General features: G+C 45.7%; 16 protein-coding genes and 1 tRNA gene. 12 read left to right on the top strand and 5 right to left on the bottom strand.

Annotated features, from left to right (window positions below; translation table 11 throughout):
- Positions 1-101: 101 nt before the first annotated feature.
- Entirely contained in the window at positions 102-1,472 is a 1,371-nt protein-coding gene (locus KH172YL63_RS17950; protein WP_173107372.1) for a sigma-54 interaction domain-containing protein, read from the bottom strand.
- 298 nt (positions 1,473-1,770) lie between these two features.
- Here KH172YL63_RS17950 and pruA point away from each other — a divergent pair, with 298 nt between their 5' ends.
- The 4 genes from pruA to KH172YL63_RS17930 all read left to right on the top strand — a co-directional run bounded on the left by pruA (position 1,771) and on the right by KH172YL63_RS17930 (position 7,578).
- Positions 1,771-3,315, top strand: coding sequence for an L-glutamate gamma-semialdehyde dehydrogenase (pruA, locus tag KH172YL63_RS17945; RefSeq protein WP_173108278.1), 1,545 nt, complete (start codon positions 1,771-1,773; stop codon positions 3,313-3,315).
- An 81-nt stretch (positions 3,316-3,396) separates the two neighbouring features.
- Positions 3,397-4,590 (top strand): ornithine--oxo-acid transaminase, encoded by a 1,194-nt coding sequence (locus KH172YL63_RS17940; RefSeq protein ID WP_173107371.1) that lies wholly within the window; start codon positions 3,397-3,399, stop codon positions 4,588-4,590.
- A 154-nt stretch (positions 4,591-4,744) separates the two neighbouring features.
- Positions 4,745-5,989 carry a Glu/Leu/Phe/Val family dehydrogenase gene (locus KH172YL63_RS17935; protein WP_173107370.1) on the top strand — a complete coding sequence of 415 codons (1,245 nt, stop codon included), beginning with the start codon at positions 4,745-4,747 and terminating at the stop codon, positions 5,987-5,989.
- 188 nt (positions 5,990-6,177) lie between these two features.
- Positions 6,178-7,578, top strand: coding sequence for an aldehyde dehydrogenase (locus KH172YL63_RS17930; RefSeq protein WP_173107369.1), 1,401 nt, complete (start codon positions 6,178-6,180; stop codon positions 7,576-7,578).
- 51 nt (positions 7,579-7,629) lie between these two features.
- On the opposite strand, the gene KH172YL63_RS17925 is transcribed toward KH172YL63_RS17930, so the two are convergent.
- The gene (locus tag KH172YL63_RS17925) at positions 7,630-7,863 is read right to left on the bottom strand and encodes a DUF378 domain-containing protein (RefSeq protein WP_173107368.1); all 234 of its coding nucleotides are present in this window, start codon (positions 7,861-7,863) and stop codon (positions 7,630-7,632) included.
- Positions 7,864-8,063: 200 nt separating this feature from the next.
- On the opposite strand from KH172YL63_RS17925, the gene KH172YL63_RS17920 reads away from it, so the two are divergent.
- From KH172YL63_RS17920 to KH172YL63_RS17910, 3 genes are all read left to right on the top strand, one after another.
- On the top strand, positions 8,064-9,227 hold the full coding sequence (locus KH172YL63_RS17920) for an iron-containing alcohol dehydrogenase (RefSeq protein ID WP_173107367.1): 1,164 nt from the start codon (positions 8,064-8,066) through the stop codon (positions 9,225-9,227).
- 478 nt (positions 9,228-9,705) lie between these two features.
- A complete protein-coding gene (locus tag KH172YL63_RS17915) occupies positions 9,706-11,055 on the top strand; it encodes a glucose-6-phosphate isomerase (RefSeq protein WP_173107366.1) in 1,350 nt (449 codons plus the stop codon).
- A 360-nt stretch (positions 11,056-11,415) separates the two neighbouring features.
- Positions 11,416-11,823 carry a YugN-like family protein gene (locus KH172YL63_RS17910; protein ID WP_173107365.1) on the top strand — a complete coding sequence of 136 codons (408 nt, stop codon included), beginning with the start codon at positions 11,416-11,418 and terminating at the stop codon, positions 11,821-11,823.
- Here KH172YL63_RS17910 and KH172YL63_RS17905 read toward each other — a convergent pair.
- Together KH172YL63_RS17905 and KH172YL63_RS17900 are read right to left on the bottom strand one after the other, a co-directional pair.
- Entirely contained in the window at positions 11,816-12,808 is a 993-nt protein-coding gene (locus KH172YL63_RS17905; RefSeq protein WP_173107364.1) for a potassium channel family protein, read from the bottom strand. The genes KH172YL63_RS17910 and KH172YL63_RS17905 overlap by 8 nt on opposite strands.
- A 54-nt stretch (positions 12,809-12,862) precedes the next feature.
- The gene (locus tag KH172YL63_RS17900; RefSeq protein ID WP_173107363.1) at positions 12,863-13,414 is read right to left on the bottom strand and encodes a GNAT family N-acetyltransferase; all 552 of its coding nucleotides are present in this window, start codon (positions 13,412-13,414) and stop codon (positions 12,863-12,865) included.
- A gap of 132 nt (positions 13,415-13,546) precedes the next feature.
- Here KH172YL63_RS17900 and KH172YL63_RS17895 point away from each other — a divergent pair, with 132 nt between their 5' ends.
- The 4 genes from KH172YL63_RS17895 (at position 13,547) to KH172YL63_RS17880 (ending at position 15,754) form a co-directional block, all read left to right on the top strand.
- On the top strand, positions 13,547-13,894 hold the full coding sequence (locus tag KH172YL63_RS17895) for a DsrE/DsrF/DrsH-like family protein (RefSeq protein ID WP_173107362.1): 348 nt from the start codon (positions 13,547-13,549) through the stop codon (positions 13,892-13,894).
- 14 nt (positions 13,895-13,908) lie between these two features.
- Positions 13,909-14,283, top strand: coding sequence for a DsrE/DsrF/DrsH-like family protein (locus KH172YL63_RS17890; RefSeq protein ID WP_232066058.1), 375 nt, complete (start codon positions 13,909-13,911; stop codon positions 14,281-14,283).
- A 65-nt stretch (positions 14,284-14,348) separates the two neighbouring features.
- A complete protein-coding gene (locus KH172YL63_RS17885; RefSeq protein WP_173107360.1) occupies positions 14,349-14,582 on the top strand; it encodes a glutaredoxin family protein in 234 nt (77 codons plus the stop codon).
- 38 nt (positions 14,583-14,620) lie between these two features.
- On the top strand, positions 14,621-15,754 hold the full coding sequence (locus tag KH172YL63_RS17880) for an MBL fold metallo-hydrolase (protein ID WP_173107359.1): 1,134 nt from the start codon (positions 14,621-14,623) through the stop codon (positions 15,752-15,754).
- 47 nt (positions 15,755-15,801) lie between these two features.
- Here KH172YL63_RS17880 and KH172YL63_RS17875 read toward each other — a convergent pair.
- Positions 15,802-15,874 (bottom strand) — tRNA-Ala (locus tag KH172YL63_RS17875).
- Positions 15,875-16,356: 482 nt separating this feature from the next.
- Between KH172YL63_RS17875 and KH172YL63_RS17870 the strand changes: the two genes are divergently transcribed.
- Positions 16,357-17,712, top strand: coding sequence for an arsenic transporter (locus KH172YL63_RS17870; protein WP_173107358.1), 1,356 nt, complete (start codon positions 16,357-16,359; stop codon positions 17,710-17,712).
- Positions 17,713-17,722 lie beyond the last annotated feature (10 nt).

Below are 17,722 nucleotides of genomic sequence, written 5' to 3'. Positions count from 1 at the left end.
TGATGGGGGGCGGTGCCCTTTTTTTGTGAACGGTTCCGTTGGGGTGAACCGTTTTTTTACAATAAAGGCCACTCCCCTTGAAGTGAGGGAGTGGCCTTAAATCAAAATGAATTCCGCTCGATCCCATACTTCCGGATCCGGTACTGAAGGTTTTGACGGCTCATGCCAAGTGATTTGGCTGTTTTGGTGATATTGAATTCATGATACTTCAGCGCTTTCTGAATATAATAGGTTTCTGCTTCTTCTATGAACAGTTCGAGAGGTTTGATCTCAGTTCCCGATTGATAAAGGAATTCAGATTCATCCTGACTTTCTTCCCCCATTGAACTGTGGTGGATCCTCTGCCTGAATCCAAAAGGAAGATGATTAAAGGCAATTTCCTTTTCGAATCCGACCAGATTGAAAGCCCCCTCGATGACATGCTCGAGCTCACGGACATTTCCCGGCCAGTCATAGTGGTGGAATACTTCTTTCACTTCATCTGTTATGCCGGTGATTTCCATGGCAAAATGATGGTTGAATTGTCCGATGAAGTAGCTGACGAGCTCGGGCAGGTCTTCCTTCCTCGACCGGAGCGATGGGGTGAAGATCGACACGATGCTCAATCTGTAATAAAGCTCTTTCAGCAACCTTCCTTCAGCAATCGCGTCGATCGGGTCTTCATTTACCGTTGCCATGATCCTGACATCATAGGGAAGGTCCGTCCCCCGGGAAAAGAGGTTTAGCAATTTTTCCTGAAGGGAAGGGGATAAGGAACTGATTTCGTCAAGGAGCAGCGTTCCTCCCTGTGCCTGCTGGAATAGGGAAGGGCGGTGATCCTCCTGATTTGACCCATGGAAAAGGGCTTCCTCGAGCATGTCATCACTTATGGAAGAACAGTTCTGGGTGATGAAGGGCCGGTTCGCACGGGCGCTATCATTGTGGATGCTCTGGGCGAAAAGTTCTTTGCCTGTGCCGATTTCCCCGCAGATCAAGACAGGGGAAGAGGTCCTGCTTGCACGTTTTCCCGTCTCGACAGCCTCTGTCAGGCGTGGGTGTTGGCCGATGATGCTGTCAAAGGTGAAGAAGCTGGTGGGACGTTTATGTATTTGATCTCTCATCACTTTTTCAAGCTTTGTGATATCTCTCGCAATTTCAATCGCGCCGATCAAGGTCTCATCGTGGAAGACCGGAAAGGTGTCGTTCATCGTCGTGATTTCAATGCCCTTCACGTTGAAGTAAGTCTGCTTGACATTCAGGGTGGGCTCTTTCGTATTCAAAACTTTCAGCAGGGTGCTTTCTTCTTCCGAGTGAAATTGGAAGACGTCCAATAAATTTTTATCAAGGACGTCCTCGATTTCCATCCCTTCGATTTCCCGCATTTTGCGGTTGTAAATGATGGTCCTGCCGGTTGAATCGATCACATGGATCCCTGATTCAAGATGTTCAGCGGTTTTCTCGTACATATACAAACGTTTTTCGGCTTCAAGCATGCTGTCTCCCTCCTCCTCATCAATGATCCTTACTGCAAAACGTATCGTCTATCGTTTATCAATTCTCATGGATGCCCATTCCTGTATCCACCTTTTTTAAAAGGTTGGGAAGCAAGAAAGGGCAAAAAATGTGGGATTATAAAAAATTTTAAAAAAACTCTTGAAAAAAGCAACTATCTTTTGCATTATTATAAGTGTAAGGGTTTTCTAAATGCAAATTTTTTTTGCATATTTGTTAATGAGCCTCGTCACACCGGGGATGAATAAAAAATCTTTGTTTAAAGGGGGAAATGCCCACATGATTCCTTACAAGCACGAACCATTCACAGATTTCTCAGAGAAAGAGAATCAAAAAGCATTTAAAGAAGGTCTAAAGGTAGTAGAAAGTTACTTAGGCCAAGACTATCCATTAGTGATTGGCGGAGAACGGGTAACGACTGAGGACAAACTTGTTTCTGTAAACCCAGCAAACAAAGAAGAACTCATCGGACGCGTTTCAAAAGCGAACAAAGAACTTGCTGAGAAGGCAATGGATGTCGCTTATGACACGTTCCAGACTTGGCGCAAAGTGAAGCCTGAAACCCGCGCCGACATTCTTTTCCGTGCTTCTGCAATCGTTCGTCGCCGTAAGCATGAATTCTCTGCTTTACTTACGAAAGAAGCGGGTAAGCCATGGAATGAAGCGGATGCTGATACAGCGGAAGCGATTGACTTCATGGAATACTATGCCCGTCAAATGCTTCGTTTGAAAGATGGGTTCCCTGTAGAAAGCCGTCCAGGTGAATACAATCAATTCAATTACATCCCGCTTGGAGTGGGTGTTGTCATCTCACCTTGGAACTTTGCCTTCGCAATCATGGCCGGTACAGCTGTAGCCGCCATCGTGACAGGTAATACGGTCCTTCTGAAGCCGGCTTCAACGACAGCTGTTGTGGCAGCGAAGTTCATTGAAGTATTAGAAGAAGCAGGTCTTCCGAAAGGGGTAATCAACTATGTTCCGGGTAGCGGAGCTGAAGTTGGAGACTACCTTGTGGATCATCCAAAGACTCGTTTTATTTCATTCACAGGTTCCCGTGATGTAGGTATCCGCATTTATGAAAGAGCGGCAAAAGTGAACCCGGGTCAAAAATGGCTGAAACGCGTCATCGCCGAAATGGGCGGTAAAGATACAATCGTGGTGGACAGTGAGGGAGATCTTGAGCTGGCAGCGAAATCCATCGTAGCTTCAGCATTCGGATTCTCGGGACAAAAATGTTCAGCCTGTTCACGTGCCGTTGTCGTGGAAGATGTGTACGATCAAGTACTTCAGCGCGCGGTGGAATTAACGAAAGAATTAACGGTTGGAGATCCTGTAGACCGTGATAACTTCATGGGTCCTGTGATCGACCAGGCGTCATTTGATAAAATCATGAGCTATATTGAAATCGGTAAAGAAGAAGGGAAGTTGATGGTAGGAGGAGAAGGCGATAACTCTAAAGGCTTCTTCGTGAAACCAACAATCTTTGCTGATCTGGATCCTGAAGCACGCTTGATGCAAGAGGAAATCTTCGGACCGGTTGTGGCATTCTCTAAAGCAAAGGACTTCGATCATGCGCTTGAGATTGCGAACAATACGGACTACGGTTTGACGGGTGCAGTCATCACGAATAACCGTGCGAAGATCGAACAGGCCCGTGAAGACTTCCATGTCGGAAACCTTTACTTCAATAGAGGGTGTACGGGAGCGATCGTTGGATACCAGCCATTTGGCGGTTTCAACATGTCAGGTACCGACTCGAAAGCCGGCGGACCGGATTATCTACTGCTTCACCTTCAAGCCAAAACAACTTCAGAAACACTTTAAGAACAGGAGGAGCCTTTGTTTACAGAGGCTCCATCCTTGTATATAAGCATAATCTTTTACATTTCGTTAGGAGGAACTTGTATGACAGTGAGTACGCATTCAATTATTGAACAAACAGAGAAATATGGTGCGAAAAATTATCATCCCCTGCCAATCGTTATTTCAGAAGCAGAGGGTGTCTGGGTGAAAGATCCTGAGGGCAACAAGTATATGGATATGCTGAGCGCCTATTCAGCAGTCAACCAGGGACACCGCCATCCAAAGATCATCCAGGCGCTGAAAGATCAGGCGGACCGCGTGACGCTGACATCACGTGCATTCCATAATGATCAGCTGGCTCCCTGGTATGAAAAGATCTGTAAGCTTACAGGAAAAGACATGGCCCTTCCAATGAATACAGGTGCTGAAGCAGTTGAGACGGCGATCAAGACGGCGCGCCGCTGGGCATATGACGTGAAAGGTGTAGCTGAAAACAGTGCGGAAATCATCGCATGTAACGGCAACTTCCATGGGCGTACAATGACGGCTGTTTCCCTTTCATCAGAAGAGGAATACAAACGCGGCTTTGGTCCGATGCTGCCTGGCATCAACTTGATTCCTTATGGTGACCTGGATGCTTTGAAAGAAGCGATCACGCCGAATACGGCAGCATTCCTGATTGAACCGATCCAAGGGGAGGCAGGCATCGTATTCCCGCCGAAAGGATTCCTGAAAGCGGCGTACGAGTTATGTAAAGAAAACAATGTGTTGTTCATTGCCGATGAAATCCAGGCGGGACTTGCACGTTCCGGTAAAATGTTTGCCTGTGAGTGGGATGATGTGGATCCGGATATGTACATCCTCGGTAAAGCGCTAGGCGGGGGCGTATTCCCAATTTCATGTGTTGTGGCAAATAAAGAAGTGCTCGGCGTTTTCAACCCGGGTTCACACGGATCTACATTCGGCGGTAATCCGATGGCATGTGCCGTGTCGGTTGCGTCCCTGGATGTGTTGATCGATGAAGATCTTGCCGGACGTTCCCTTCAGATGGGTGAATACTTTATGAGTAAACTTCGTGAGATAGATAATCCTATGATTAAGGAAGTCCGTGGCAGCGGGTTATTTATCGGTGTAGAGTTGAAGGAACCTGCCCGCAAATACTGTGAGCAGCTGAAAGAAGAAGGACTGCTCTGCAAAGAGACACACGATACTGTCATTCGTTTTGCCCCTCCGCTTGTCATTTCGCAGGAAGAACTTGACTGGGCAATCGAAAGAATCAAAAAAGTCCTGTCTTAAAACAACGGAAATCCAAAAAGATTTTTTCGTAGCGCAGCCTGAAAAAGCCTGTAAAAGAAAAATTATTTCTTTTCCAACTCAATGGTTTTAAGATACGGTAATATGTTACAATTACAACGTTTCAGATCACATAATAAAGAGGCGAATGTTTACAATGGGAGAAAACCTTAATCTGTTTACTTCTACACAGCATGTCATCAATGATGCTTTATCAAAGCTTGGATATACGGAAGAAATGTATGAACTGTTGAAAGAGCCGGTACGTATGCTGACCGTGCGCATCCCTGTCCGGATGGACGACGGCAGCATCAAGGTTTTCACTGGATACAGGGCCCAGCATAATGATGCGGTAGGTCCGACAAAGGGAGGCGTACGCTTCCATCCTGAAGTGGATGAAGAAGAAGTAAAGGCTTTATCCATGTGGATGAGTTTGAAATGCGGCATTGTCGACCTGCCATACGGCGGGGGAAAAGGCGGGATCATCTGTGATCCGAGAACGATGTCGTTCACTGAACTTGAGAAGCTGAGCCGCGGGTATGTCCGTGCCATCAGTCAGATCGTAGGTCCTACAAAGGATATCCCTGCTCCTGATGTGTACACAAACTCACAGATCATGGCCTGGATGATGGATGAATACAGCCGTCTCCGTGAAAATGACTCACCAGGGTTCATTACAGGAAAACCGATTGTCCTCGGCGGCTCACAGGGCCGTGAGAAGGCAACAGCTCAAGGTGTGACAATCTGCATCGAACAGGCAGCAAAGAAACGGGGCATCGATATCAAAGGCGCACGCGTCGTCATTCAAGGTTTCGGGAATGCCGGAAGTTTCTTGGCAAAATTCATGCATGATACCGGTGCGAAGGTCATCGCGATTTCCGATGCCCACGGTGCACTTCATGATCCTGCTGGCCTGGATATTGATTATCTGTTGGATCGTCGCGACAGTTTCGGCACAGTGACCACATTATTTGAAAACACAATTTCAAATAAGGAATTACTTGAACTGGAGTGTGACATCCTGGTGCCTGCAGCGATTTCAAACCAAATCACTGAAGAGAATGTCTATGACATCAAAGCATCCATTGTGGTAGAAGCTGCAAACGGTCCGACCACCTTTGAAGCAACCCGTATCCTTTCTGAAAGAGGAATCCTCCTTGTGCCCGATGTACTGGCAAGTGCCGGCGGGGTAACGGTTTCTTATTTCGAATGGGTACAGAACAATCAAGGGTATTATTGGACTGAAGAGGAAGTAAACGAGAAGCTTTATGCTAAACTTGTTGAAGCTTTCAACAATGTATATGAGACATCTCAGAACCGTCGGGTGAATATGCGGCTAGCTGCATACATGGTCGGCGCACGTAAAATGGCAGAAGCCTCAAGATTCAGAGGTTGGGTGTAACGATCGCATGAACAAGAGCGTGTCCTCAATAGGAGGATGCGTTCTTTTTTTGCTTTAAAGGAATTCACGGTTTAATGTAGAAATGAATGAAAGAGCCTTTGTTATGGCCAGGCTGTGGAAAGATCTATTTGATTATGAATATGACCTTTTTTGTTAAGTGAAAAACATTCAAGTTTGGAGGGATACATATGTCGATTGACTTGAAAAAGGAAACTTCCCTGGAAGTGATACAATCAACCATTCAACAGCAGAAGCAGTTTTATAAATCCGGGATGACCAGACCGATTCGATATCGGAAAGATCTCCTTGAGAAGCTTTTGAACGTCATAAAAAATCATGAAACAGACATCATAGAAGCATTAAATAAGGATTTGAGTAAATCGGAAATGGAATCATATGCGACAGAAATAGGGATTCTTCTCGAGGAAATCCGGTTTGTCCTGAAGCATATTGATGAGTGGGCTGAACCAAAAAAGGTCAAAACGGCAAAGACCCATATCGGGTCGAAAGCCTATTCCGTTCCTGAACCATACGGAGTGACGTTGATCATCGCACCTTGGAATTATCCCCTTCAGCTCGCCCTTGCCCCTGTGATCGGAGCGATTGCTGCCGGAAATACGGCCATCATCAAACCGTCGGAATTGACGCCTGCAACTTCTTCATTACTAGCGGATATGATCAGCGGACATTTCGATCCCCAGCAGCTTACCGTCATAGAGGGGGGAGTGGAAACGAACCAGCATCTTCTCAAGCAGCCATTTGATTATATTTTCTTTACCGGAAGTGTCCCGGTGGGGAAAGTAGTGATGGAGGCGGCGGCCAAACAGCTGATTCCAGTCACCCTGGAACTTGGTGGGAAGAGCCCGTGTATCGTAGATGAAACGGCTGATATTCAGCTGTCGGCAAAGCGCATCGCCTTCGGTAAGGCGACAAATGCCGGACAGACGTGCATTGCCCCTGACTACCTGTTGATTCATAAGAGCAAGGTGGAAGAATTCATTACTGCGTTCAAGAAAACAATCATTGAATTTTATGGGACAGAACCGTTGAAGAGTGAAAAATACGGACGGATCGTCAATGAACGTCATTTCAACCGTCTGCTGTCGTATTTGGATGATGGTGAAATCCTGCTGGGGGGAAATGCAGATCTTTCAAGTTTGAAGATTGAACCAACATTGATGAAGCCGAATGATGTTTCTGTTTCGGTAATGGAGGAGGAAATTTTCGGCCCCATATTCCCTGTGATTGAATATGAGGAGCTGGATGAAGTCATTGACTTTGTGACCGGACGCCCCAAACCGCTGGCACTCTATCTGTTCACCGGCAGCTCTGCGACTGAAGACAGAATAAACGGGTCTATTTCGTTTGGCGGAGGATGTGTGAATGATACCCTTATGCATATCGTCACCCCTTACCTTCCTTTCGGTGGTGTGGGCGAGAGCGGGATCGGGAACTATCACGGTGAATCAAGCTTCCAGACGTTCTCCCATTATAAGAGCATCCTCAAACAGACCACGAAGTTCGACATGAGTTTCCGCTATCCAAGCGGGAAATTCGGTATGCAAATCATCAAAAAATTATTGAAATAAGAAAGGTGACCCTATTCGCGGGTCACCTTTTTCGCTTCTATCAGAAATAAATTATCTGGTCGGTTCAGTGTGAGGTTCTCTTTCAAGCTCCTCGGTTGGTTTAAATAAGAGGCCCAGGTTAATGAGGCCGGCGAGTCCGACCAGTCCATAGATGATCCGGGATAAAGCTGCATCCTGTCCGCCGAAGATGGCTGCGACCAGGTCGAATTGGAAGAAGCCGATCAGTCCCCAGTTGACAGCACCTATAATCGTAAGAACCAAAGCAAAGCGTTGAATTGCACTCATGTTGTTTTCCTCCTTATTCAATGGCTCATTCTTAAGTTTCCCGGTACGGTTATTCTTATTCAAAAAGGCACAAAGAAAAATTCCTTGTGCAAGTTCTTTGCAATTTGGGGATGATATATTCGATAATAGGAAATGTGTTGAAAACATTTTGGGTAACGAAATAAAATCGTCCCTTATTAAATACAAGGAGGTAACAAATAATGAATGACTTTACTTTTTACAATCCGACCAAATTAATCTTTGGTAAAGGGCAAGTAGAACAATTGAAGGAATTGGTACCTCAATATGGAAAAAAAGTCCTCGTCGTATACGGTGGCGGAAGCATCAAGCGCAATGGTCTTTATGACCAGGTCATGTCTATTTTAAAAGAAATCGACACAGAGGTGTTTGAACTTTCCGGAGTGGAACCGAACCCCCGCCTTTCAACCGTCAGACGTGGAGTGGAAATCAGCAAAGAAAACAATATCGACTTTATTTTGGCAGTCGGCGGCGGCAGTGTGATCGACTGTACAAAAGCCATCGCTGCAGGTGCGAAATATGATGGAGATGCGTGGGATCTTGTAACGAAGAAAGCTGCTGCAAAAGAAGCCCTTCCGTTCGGAACGGTCCTTACATTGGCGGCAACTGGATCAGAAATGAATGCAGGGTCTGTCATCACCAACTGGGAAACAAACGAGAAATATGGCTGGGGAAGCCCTGTGACGTTCCCGCAATTCTCGATTTTAGATCCTGAAAATACATTCTCAGTACCGAAAGATCATACAATCTACGGTATGGTGGATATGATGAGTCACGTATTTGAACAGTATTTCAATAACGGCTCAAACACACCGCTGCAGGACCGTATGTGTGAATCAGTCCTGACGACGGTTATTGAAACGGCTCCGAAGCTGATCAACGACCTGGAAAATTACGAATTACGCGAAACGATACTCTACTCCGGCACAATCGCGCTGAACGGTATGCTGCAAATGGGTTATAACGGGGACTGGGCAAGCCACAATATCGAGCATGCCGTATCCGCTGTGTATGATATCCCGCACGCAGGGGGTCTTGCGATCATCTTCCCTAACTGGATGAAGCATAACCTGAAAGTGAATCCTTCACGATTCGCACAGCTTGCAGAACGGGTATTCAATGTGGACCCTGCCGGCAAATCAGACGAAGAAGTGGCACTTGAAGGAATAGAAAAGCTTCGTGAATTCTGGACCAACATCGGTGCACCAAATCGCCTCGCCGACTACGATATCGACGACAGCAAGCTCGACCTCATGGCAGACAAAGCAATGGTCAACGGCGAATTCGGTAACTTCAACAAACTCAACAAAGAAGACGTTTTGGCCATTTTAAGAGCATCATTATAATAAATGATGAGGTTGGGACAAAAAGGTGCCAGCCAATAAAAATCCGAACGAAGTTGAAAATCTACTTCGTTCGGATTTTTTTGTGCTGTCACTTCATACATGTATTTAGCAGGTTCCAGCTGTTGATTGGAGTGCAAGGCGAAGACTCCTTCGGGAAAAGCGGGGTAGGTGTGACCCCGCAGGAGCGGTAGCGACGAGGAGGCACACCGCCGCCCGAGGAAAGCGAAGCCTTGCACGGAAATCAATAGCGGTATGCCAAAATGAAATGCATTTTGTAGAAGCTCGTTCTTTAAGTAGGAGGACTTAGTTAGGTGCAGCCTCTTTGGTTTGCTAATCTGATCGCCCGGGAATAGTATAGGGGAAGTAAAATAAAATTATTTTAAGATGGACACGCTTACATAGAGGGAGCTTTCTTGATTCTCAGGTCAGCTTTCGATAAAGTGAGATAGAAGAAAATAATTTTAATCGGAGGATGGTTATGACACACATTCGTTTTGATTATTCAAAGGCGTTATCGTTTTTTGGAGAACACGAACTTACATACTTAAGTGATGCCGTAAAGGTGGCACATCATTCATTGCATGAACAAACAGGTGCAGGAAACGACTTCCTGGGGTGGATCGACCTGCCAGTCGACTATGACAAAGAAGAGTTTTCACGCATTCAGAAGTCAGCAGAAAAAATCAAAAGCGATTCTGATATCCTTCTAGTCATCGGGATCGGGGGATCTTACCTTGGAGCCCGGGCTGCGATCGAAATGCTGAATCACAGCTTCTATAATGCGCTTCCGAAAGATAAGCGTTCAACACCGCAAGTATTATTCGTCGGACAAAACATCAGCTCCACATATATGAAAGATCTGATGGATCTGCTTGATGGCAAGGATTTCTCGATCAACGTCATTTCCAAATCAGGTACGACAACTGAGCCGGCACTTGCTTTCCGTATCTTCCGCAATCTTCTTGAAGAGAAATACGGTGTGGAAGAAGCACGCAAACGTATTTATGCGACGACGGATAAGTCTAAAGGTGCCCTTAAGACATTGGCAACAGATGAAGGATACGAAACATTTGTCGTTCCGGATGATATCGGCGGACGTTATTCTGTCCTGACAGCGGTAGGATTGCTTCCGATCGCGGTAAGCGGAGTCGACATCGATACAATGATGAAGGGTGCAGCGGAAGCACGTGAAGATTTCGGTAAATCCGAACTGTCTGAAAATCCTGCATACCAATATGCAGCGGTGCGAAATGCCCTTTACAATAAAGGAAAAACAATCGAAATGCTCATCAACTATGAGCCAGGCTTGCAATATTTCGCTGAATGGTGGAAGCAGCTGTTTGGAGAAAGTGAAGGGAAAGACCAGAAAGGGATCTATCCTTCATCTGCAAACTTCTCAACAGACCTTCATTCACTTGGACAATATGTACAGGAAGGGCGCCGTGACATTTTCGAAACCGTGATCAAGGTATCTGAGCCACGTCACGAATTGACAATCGAAAAAGCGGACAGCGACCTGGACGGGTTGAACTATCTTGCAGGGGAAACAGTCGACTTCGTTAACAATAAAGCGTTCGAAGGAACATTGCTTGCCCACACAGACGGAGGGGTGCCAAACCTGATCGTCGAAATCCCTGCCATGGATGCATACACTTTCGGATACCTTGTTTACTTCTTCGAAAAAGCATGTGCCATGAGCGGATACCTCCTCGGAGTCAACCCATTCGACCAGCCGGGAGTGGAAGCATACAAAGTAAACATGTTCGCCCTTCTGGGTAAACCGGGCTTCGAAGAAAAGAAAGCCGAGCTTGAGAAACGACTGAAGTAATAGATAGAGGCTCTCTGATATCGGCCTCTCAAACAAAAAAATCCGAACTGCATTCGTTGATGAAAAGCGACTGCGTTCGGATTTTTTTATTAATGGATGAAGCGGACTCCAGCTGTGGACTGGCTTGCAAGGTGAAGATCCTTATAGAAAGAGGGCAAGGTTAGAACCGGTGAGTGGATTAACTCACGCCCCGCGGAAACCGACCGCCTGGAGTGGAATTCTACACTTTCTCTTTAATGGAACCAACCATAAATGATTGCCGCCCATGTAAAGGAGCACTGAGAGAAATCTCCGTCCTCCTTTACATTTTTCAATGGTTTTAGGAAAAACTATCCCTAAAAGAAAGGGGATGCATCCATCGTGATTGAGCTTTCATCAAGCATTGAAGGACAAAAATATGAATTGTATAAACTTGAGCAGCTGTTAAAGCCGCTCGGCTACTCAATCGGCGGCAACTGGGATTATGACCACGGCTACTTCGATTATAAAATTGATGACGAAGTCGGGTATCAATTTTTGCGGTTGCCCTTTACGTCGGTTGATGGCCAACTCGATTCGAGGGGAGCTACCGTACAATTTGGCAAGCCTTTTCTCCTCGCCCATAAATATCAGATCGGGCTCGACGATTACGCCACTGCAGGAAGCTTTTCAGGCTCGGTGAATCAGTTCTCGGAACCCCAGGATCCGGACGCAAGCGTTCCTGATGAGTATATCACCGTAGGGAAGGAACTGGTGAAGGAACTGGAGAACACATTGATGTCTAATTAGAAATGACAAGAAGTTCGTCCGATTGTTCGACGATCGTTGTTAAAGGAGGATTCACAGTCGTGTTTTCTCCTTTTTTTATGCCCAGTAGAATGACGTTGGTCTTGAGGAGATGTGTACTCAATGAATGGAAATTTTCATTCACATATTCATCAGCCACAGGAATCAGCTTGAGGTTATTTCCCTTGAGATGATTGAGCAGCTTGAGAATCGTTTTGGACATGCCCTGAGAGATGATGCTGTTCATCATCACATAGCTTGTCTGCATATTCGTCTGGATGACTTCATCCGCGCCGGCCCGCTTGGCATTTGCTACTTGATCTTTTTGGAGGATTTCGACGACGGTATATAAATCCGGATGGTTGCCTTTGATGGCAAGAAGGGTTAACACAGAATTCATATCGGATGTGACTTCATCTTTATTCTGGTCTGCCGTTATAATCGCGATTGTCGCTTCATGCAGGTTGACCTTTTTCAGAATGGCGTCTCTGAAAGGCGTCCCCTTGACGAAGTGGATATGATTATGATTGTATGGGTTCATTTCAAGCGTTTCATCGACGAGGATGATATCGCAATGGGACTGAAGGGAAGTCAGCTGCTTGATGACCTCACGGGTTCGCTCATTCCAGCCTACGATCACGACATGCTGCCTCCCTTTGAAGGAGGCTTTTCCTTCCAGGTATGCATTTTGCGTCATGACGGTTTCTGTCGCCAGCATGACGAAATAGGTGGAAAGAAAGCCGGCGCCGGCGAGGATGAGGACAATCCCGATCATCCTGCCTTCGATGGTCAGCGGGACAAAATCCCCGTATCCGACGGTAGAAGTCGTGATGATCGCCCACCAGATCCCATCAAATAAGGACGGAAAAGTATCAGGTTCGATGAAATGAATCATCGTCCCAAATGAAAGCATCAGTGTGATGGCAATCATAAAAATACGCAAAACTAAAGGCCAGCGCAAAAAACCATGAAACAATTGCTGTACCATTCTACCAGCTCCTTTTTCATCTGCACTGACCATTATTGCCTATTCACATCGGTCTCATAACTTCCCTTGCCAATCTTTCTCCAGAAGGCTGTACATGTACGCATCAAAAAAGTGTCCATCCTGCAAAATGTACTCCCTCAATAATCCCTCCTGGTTGAATCCCAGCTTCTCTACAACACGTGAGGACGCCTCATTGTCAGGGACGATGACCGCTCCCACCCTGTTCATCCCTTTCTCCTTAAATAAATGGGAAAGAAGGGGAGAGAGTGCTTCGACCATGAAGCCCTTGCCCCAGCTTGCCGCTTCAAGGTCATAGCCGATCTCGCATCGCTTATACGCTTTAGAAATGGCATGGAATCCGCAGGTGCCGATGGGCCTGCCACTCTGCTTTTCAATGACAGCCCATCTCATCGGTCCACCGGTTTCTGCATGCTTCTCGTAGTTTTCAACCATGCCTACGGCCACATCCCGGGATTGGATCGGGCTCATCCCGAAATAACGGAGCACGTCACCTGAAGTATAGAGATGATAAAGAAAATCGACATCGTCCATTGTCAGCTGTCTTAAGGTGAGGCGCTTTGTTTCAAATACTGGATATTTTTCCATTTTTATCAACTCCCTGTATGAGAAAGTATATCATGAAAAAACATGAAAAATGTAGAAACTTTTCCCTTGATTATATACCCTTAGGGGTATATAATCAAAGTATCATCATCCACATTGAAAGAAGGGGAGGAAATGGCCAATAAAAAGTTTGTTTACTTCGTATCGCTAAGTTCCAATGCCCACCATGTATTGAAGGAATCAATCCGGAAGACAGATCAACATGATGAGGTAGCCGTATTCTTCGATCTCGACGGAGCCCATGTCCTCGACAAAAACTATCTGAAAACCATCTCGCGTACCCACGGCACCGATCTTGCCGCCCTGTTGGCAGCTTCATTGGCCAATGGAGTGAAGTTATATGGATGCCAAATGAATGTATTGATAGCGGATGGACTTGAACTGATCGAAGGGGCAGAGCTTGCAGGGGTTGTCACATTCCTTGAATATGCATATGAAGCTGACGCCGTCTTGAGTTATTAAAAGGAGGGATGGTCATGAAGAAAGTAGTTGTAATGGCTTTGCACGATGAATTGGAATCAGTTTATCCGCCTTTGAATATCGCCGTAGGCGCTGCTTCTTCCGGTGCCAAAGTGAAGCTTGCTTTTTCCAGGAAGGGGATCAATATCCTTGATCAAGCATATACCCCGGCTCCTTCAAAGGGACTGGAATATTTATCTCAGGCACTGACAGACTTCAAGGCACCGACGATACATGAACTGCTCGAAATCGCTGTGGAAAGCGGTGTTGAATTTTTTGTCGTTGACCTTGATATCGATGATGAAACTAATTTTTCATACCCTGTGGAGCAGGTACCCATCAAGTGGGTGTTGAATGAAGCGGTGTCTGCAGACCTCTTTGTTCACTTTTAAAACAGGAACATATTGGAGCAATAAGAATAATCTAGGGCAATTGAATAAAAAGGAGAGAATGAAAAATGAATAACATTACCGTCTATACGACAAACCGCTGTCCGTATTGTGTCATGATGAAAAATTTCCTTCAGTCTCAGCAGATTGAATTTACTGAAGTCAATGTAGAACAACAGCCTGCCGTCATGCAAGAAATAGTGAGGGTAACCGGACAGATGGGCGTACCGCAAACGAATGTGAACGGCCAATGGATCCTTGGATTCGACCCTGATAAAGTGATGGCTGCAATCGGAAGATAAATTTTTTTAATTAAAAATATACCTTAGGGGGTAATGTGATGACGGTGAAAGGAATAAGTGCTCAAGAGTTGAATGAAAAGATCTTAAATAAGGAACAGGTTTTCATTTTAGACGTGAGGAATGAAACGGATTTCAATGACTGGAAAGTAGAGGGGGAGTTCTTTCAGTACTTGAATATCCCTTATTTCGAGCTTCTGGATGGGGTAGAAGACATCCTGGACCGCATTCCTGAAGGGAAGGAAATCATCACGATCTGTGCCAAAGAAGGATCATCGATACTTGTTTCCGAGATGTTATTGGAAGAAGGACTGGATGTCAGTTATCTTGAAGGCGGGATGAAAGCGTGGAGTGAATACCTGTATGAAGTGAAGGTATTCGAAGATGAAGAGATAGGGGTATATCAATATATCCGTGTTGGAAAAGGGTGTCTTTCCTATATGGTGGTATCTGATGGAGAGGCCCTGATCGTGGATCCTGCCCGCTTTGTTGACCATTATATAGAAGCGGCGAAAGAAAAAGGGGCCGTCATCACCCATATCGTGGACTCACACTTACATGCCGATCACATTTCAGGCGGGAAGATTCTTGCAGAAAAAACCGGCGCAAGCTACTTCCTTATGAAAAGTGAAGGTGCCGTCTTTGACTTTGAGGCTTTGGAAAACCATGAGATGATCGAATTCAACAAAGTTTCCCTTAAAGTATTAGCGGTCAAAACACCAGGTCATACACCTGGCAGCGTGTCATTTTTTGTGAATCAAAAACTGCTGTTCTCTGGTGACACGATTTTTGTCAGCGGGCTTGGAAGACCGGATTTAGGAAATAAAGTCCGGGAATGGGCAAATGATTTGTATGATACGGTGCATGACAAAGTATCGGAAATCGTCGATGATGTCATCGTACTTCCAGGGCATTACGCAGATTTTGAAGCAGAATTGAATGGAAAAGGATATATCGGTGATACGCTCGGAAGCATCAGAACACGAAACGAAAAGATGTTCACGACGCCGAAAGAGGAATTCCTTGATACTGTAGAAAAATCAGCAAGCTCAGTCAAACCGCCAAACTTTGAGGAAATCGTAGCGATCAACCGTGGTGTGGAGATGGTGGATGTCCTGAAAATGCAGGAACTTGAGATCGGGCCGAATCGCTGTGCGGTCCACCACACAGATTAACAGCATAAAAAATAACCCCTTGCCACAGGCAAGGGGTTATTTCGGTATGGAGCATAGCGGGATCGAACCGCTGACCTTTTGGCTGCCAGCCAAACGCTCTCCCAGCTGAGCTAATGCCCCGTGAATCGGTCAAGATTTATTATAAGGAATCCTGATGCTATCCGTCAATGTTTTTTTGCAAAAATATTCTATCTTTTTGATTTTAGTAATGAGCCTGTGTGCGCTGCTTTAAGTTAGTGAAAATCCATCTGTTCTCAATGCAAATAGTTCGATCACGTTCGAGAATGAATGTGAGGGAGCAGGAGGCATAGCTGGATGGGGGGCCCCTAGCAATCATTTGATCATACATATGCATCGGATTTTGCTGCTGTGTCAAACAGGTCCGCTGTGTTTCTGTCTGATTTGATAGTTTTTTCTGGGAAAGGGTCCCGCTTTTTCCTCCGCCTCTATCACGGGCTGACAAATATACTAGAGTGACAGACATACATTTTACTAGATTTAGGTGTAAAACCATGCGGCTTCCACAAGTGAGAATATACATATATGGAATGGGACATGCACATCCATATGTCCATGACCAATCTTTAGAAAGGAGAATCTATATGTCTTTTACGATTTGGATGACCATTTTTGTATTCGTAATGACGATGGCGGTCATTTTCTTAAGGCCGGGTGGGATGAATGAGGCGTGGCCGGCGTCAGCCGGGGCACTGATCATCTTCCTGATGGGAACGGTGTCCTTCGCAGACATTGCAGATATCGTCTCTAAGATCGGTGGCGCATCGATTACGATCATGGCAACCATCGTCATGGCTGTTATTTTGGAAAGCTTCGGGTTTTTCCACTGGGCAGCTGCGAGGCTGGTCATTTTGTCCAGAAATTCAGGTTATCGATTATACTGGTACATCCAATTGCTGTGTTTCCTTATGACCCTGTTATTCAATAACGATGGCAGTATTTTAATCACAACCCCTATCTTGATCCTGCTCCTCAAAAACCTTCGTTTAAAAACCCATCAAATGATCCCCTACCTTTTGAGCGGGGCATTGATTGCCACGGCTTCGAGTGCGCCGATCGGGGTGAGTAACATCGTCAATCTCATTGCGTTGGAAATTGTTCATATGAGCCTCTATATGCATACCGCAATGATGTTTGTACCGGCGACCCTCGGGTTGATCTTCATGTCGGGGCTGATGTTTATCATGTTGAAAAGTAAGCTGCCGAAGACGCTTCCTGTTTCGACCCATGATATCGAAGAACATTTTTTTACGAAGAACTTTCATCCCCTGAAAGGGAGCATATCAGTTGAAACGAAGAAGGAACGGTCCCAATTCATGCTGAAGGTGCTGCTGTTTGTCTTCATTATGAGATGTCTTCTCTTTGTGGCGTCGTTCCTTTTGATCCCCATCGAACTGGTGGCGCTGTTCGGGTCCGCCGTATTGCTTCTCTGGAGATGGCATCACCTTGGGACGAGCCCGTCGGATATTGTAAAGAAGACGCCTTGGCACATACTCATTTTTGCTTTCTCCATGTATGTCATCATTTACGGGCTGCATAATGCGGGATTGACAGACATACTTGTCGGCTTTTGTGAACCGATCGTCAATCAGGGACTGCTTCAGGCAAGTTTCATGATGGGGGGATTGGTGTCGATCCTATCGAATATCTTCAATAATCATCCTGCCCTGATGGTCGGAACGATTACCTTGACCGAAATGGGACTCGATCCGATCACACTGAAAACGATTTACCTGGCCAACATCATCGGAAGCGACATAGGCTCACTGCTGTTGCCAATCGGGACACTTGCCTCCCTCATTTGGATGCATATCCTGAGGCAAAATGATATCAAAGTGAAATGGAAGGATTATCTGAGTGTATCGCTCATCGTCATTCCTGCAGCCACGGTCGTTTCATTGTTTCTGTTGTTTTATTGGGTCCAAATCATTTTTGGATAAAAAATAGCGG

It is taken from the genome of Bacillus sp. KH172YL63 (assembly GCF_011398925.1).
Taxonomy (GTDB): Bacteria; Bacillota; Bacilli; order Bacillales; family Bacillaceae_B; genus Rossellomorea.
Note: the sequence above shows the minus strand (reverse complement) of the source record. Positions and strands in the feature narration are given on the sequence as shown.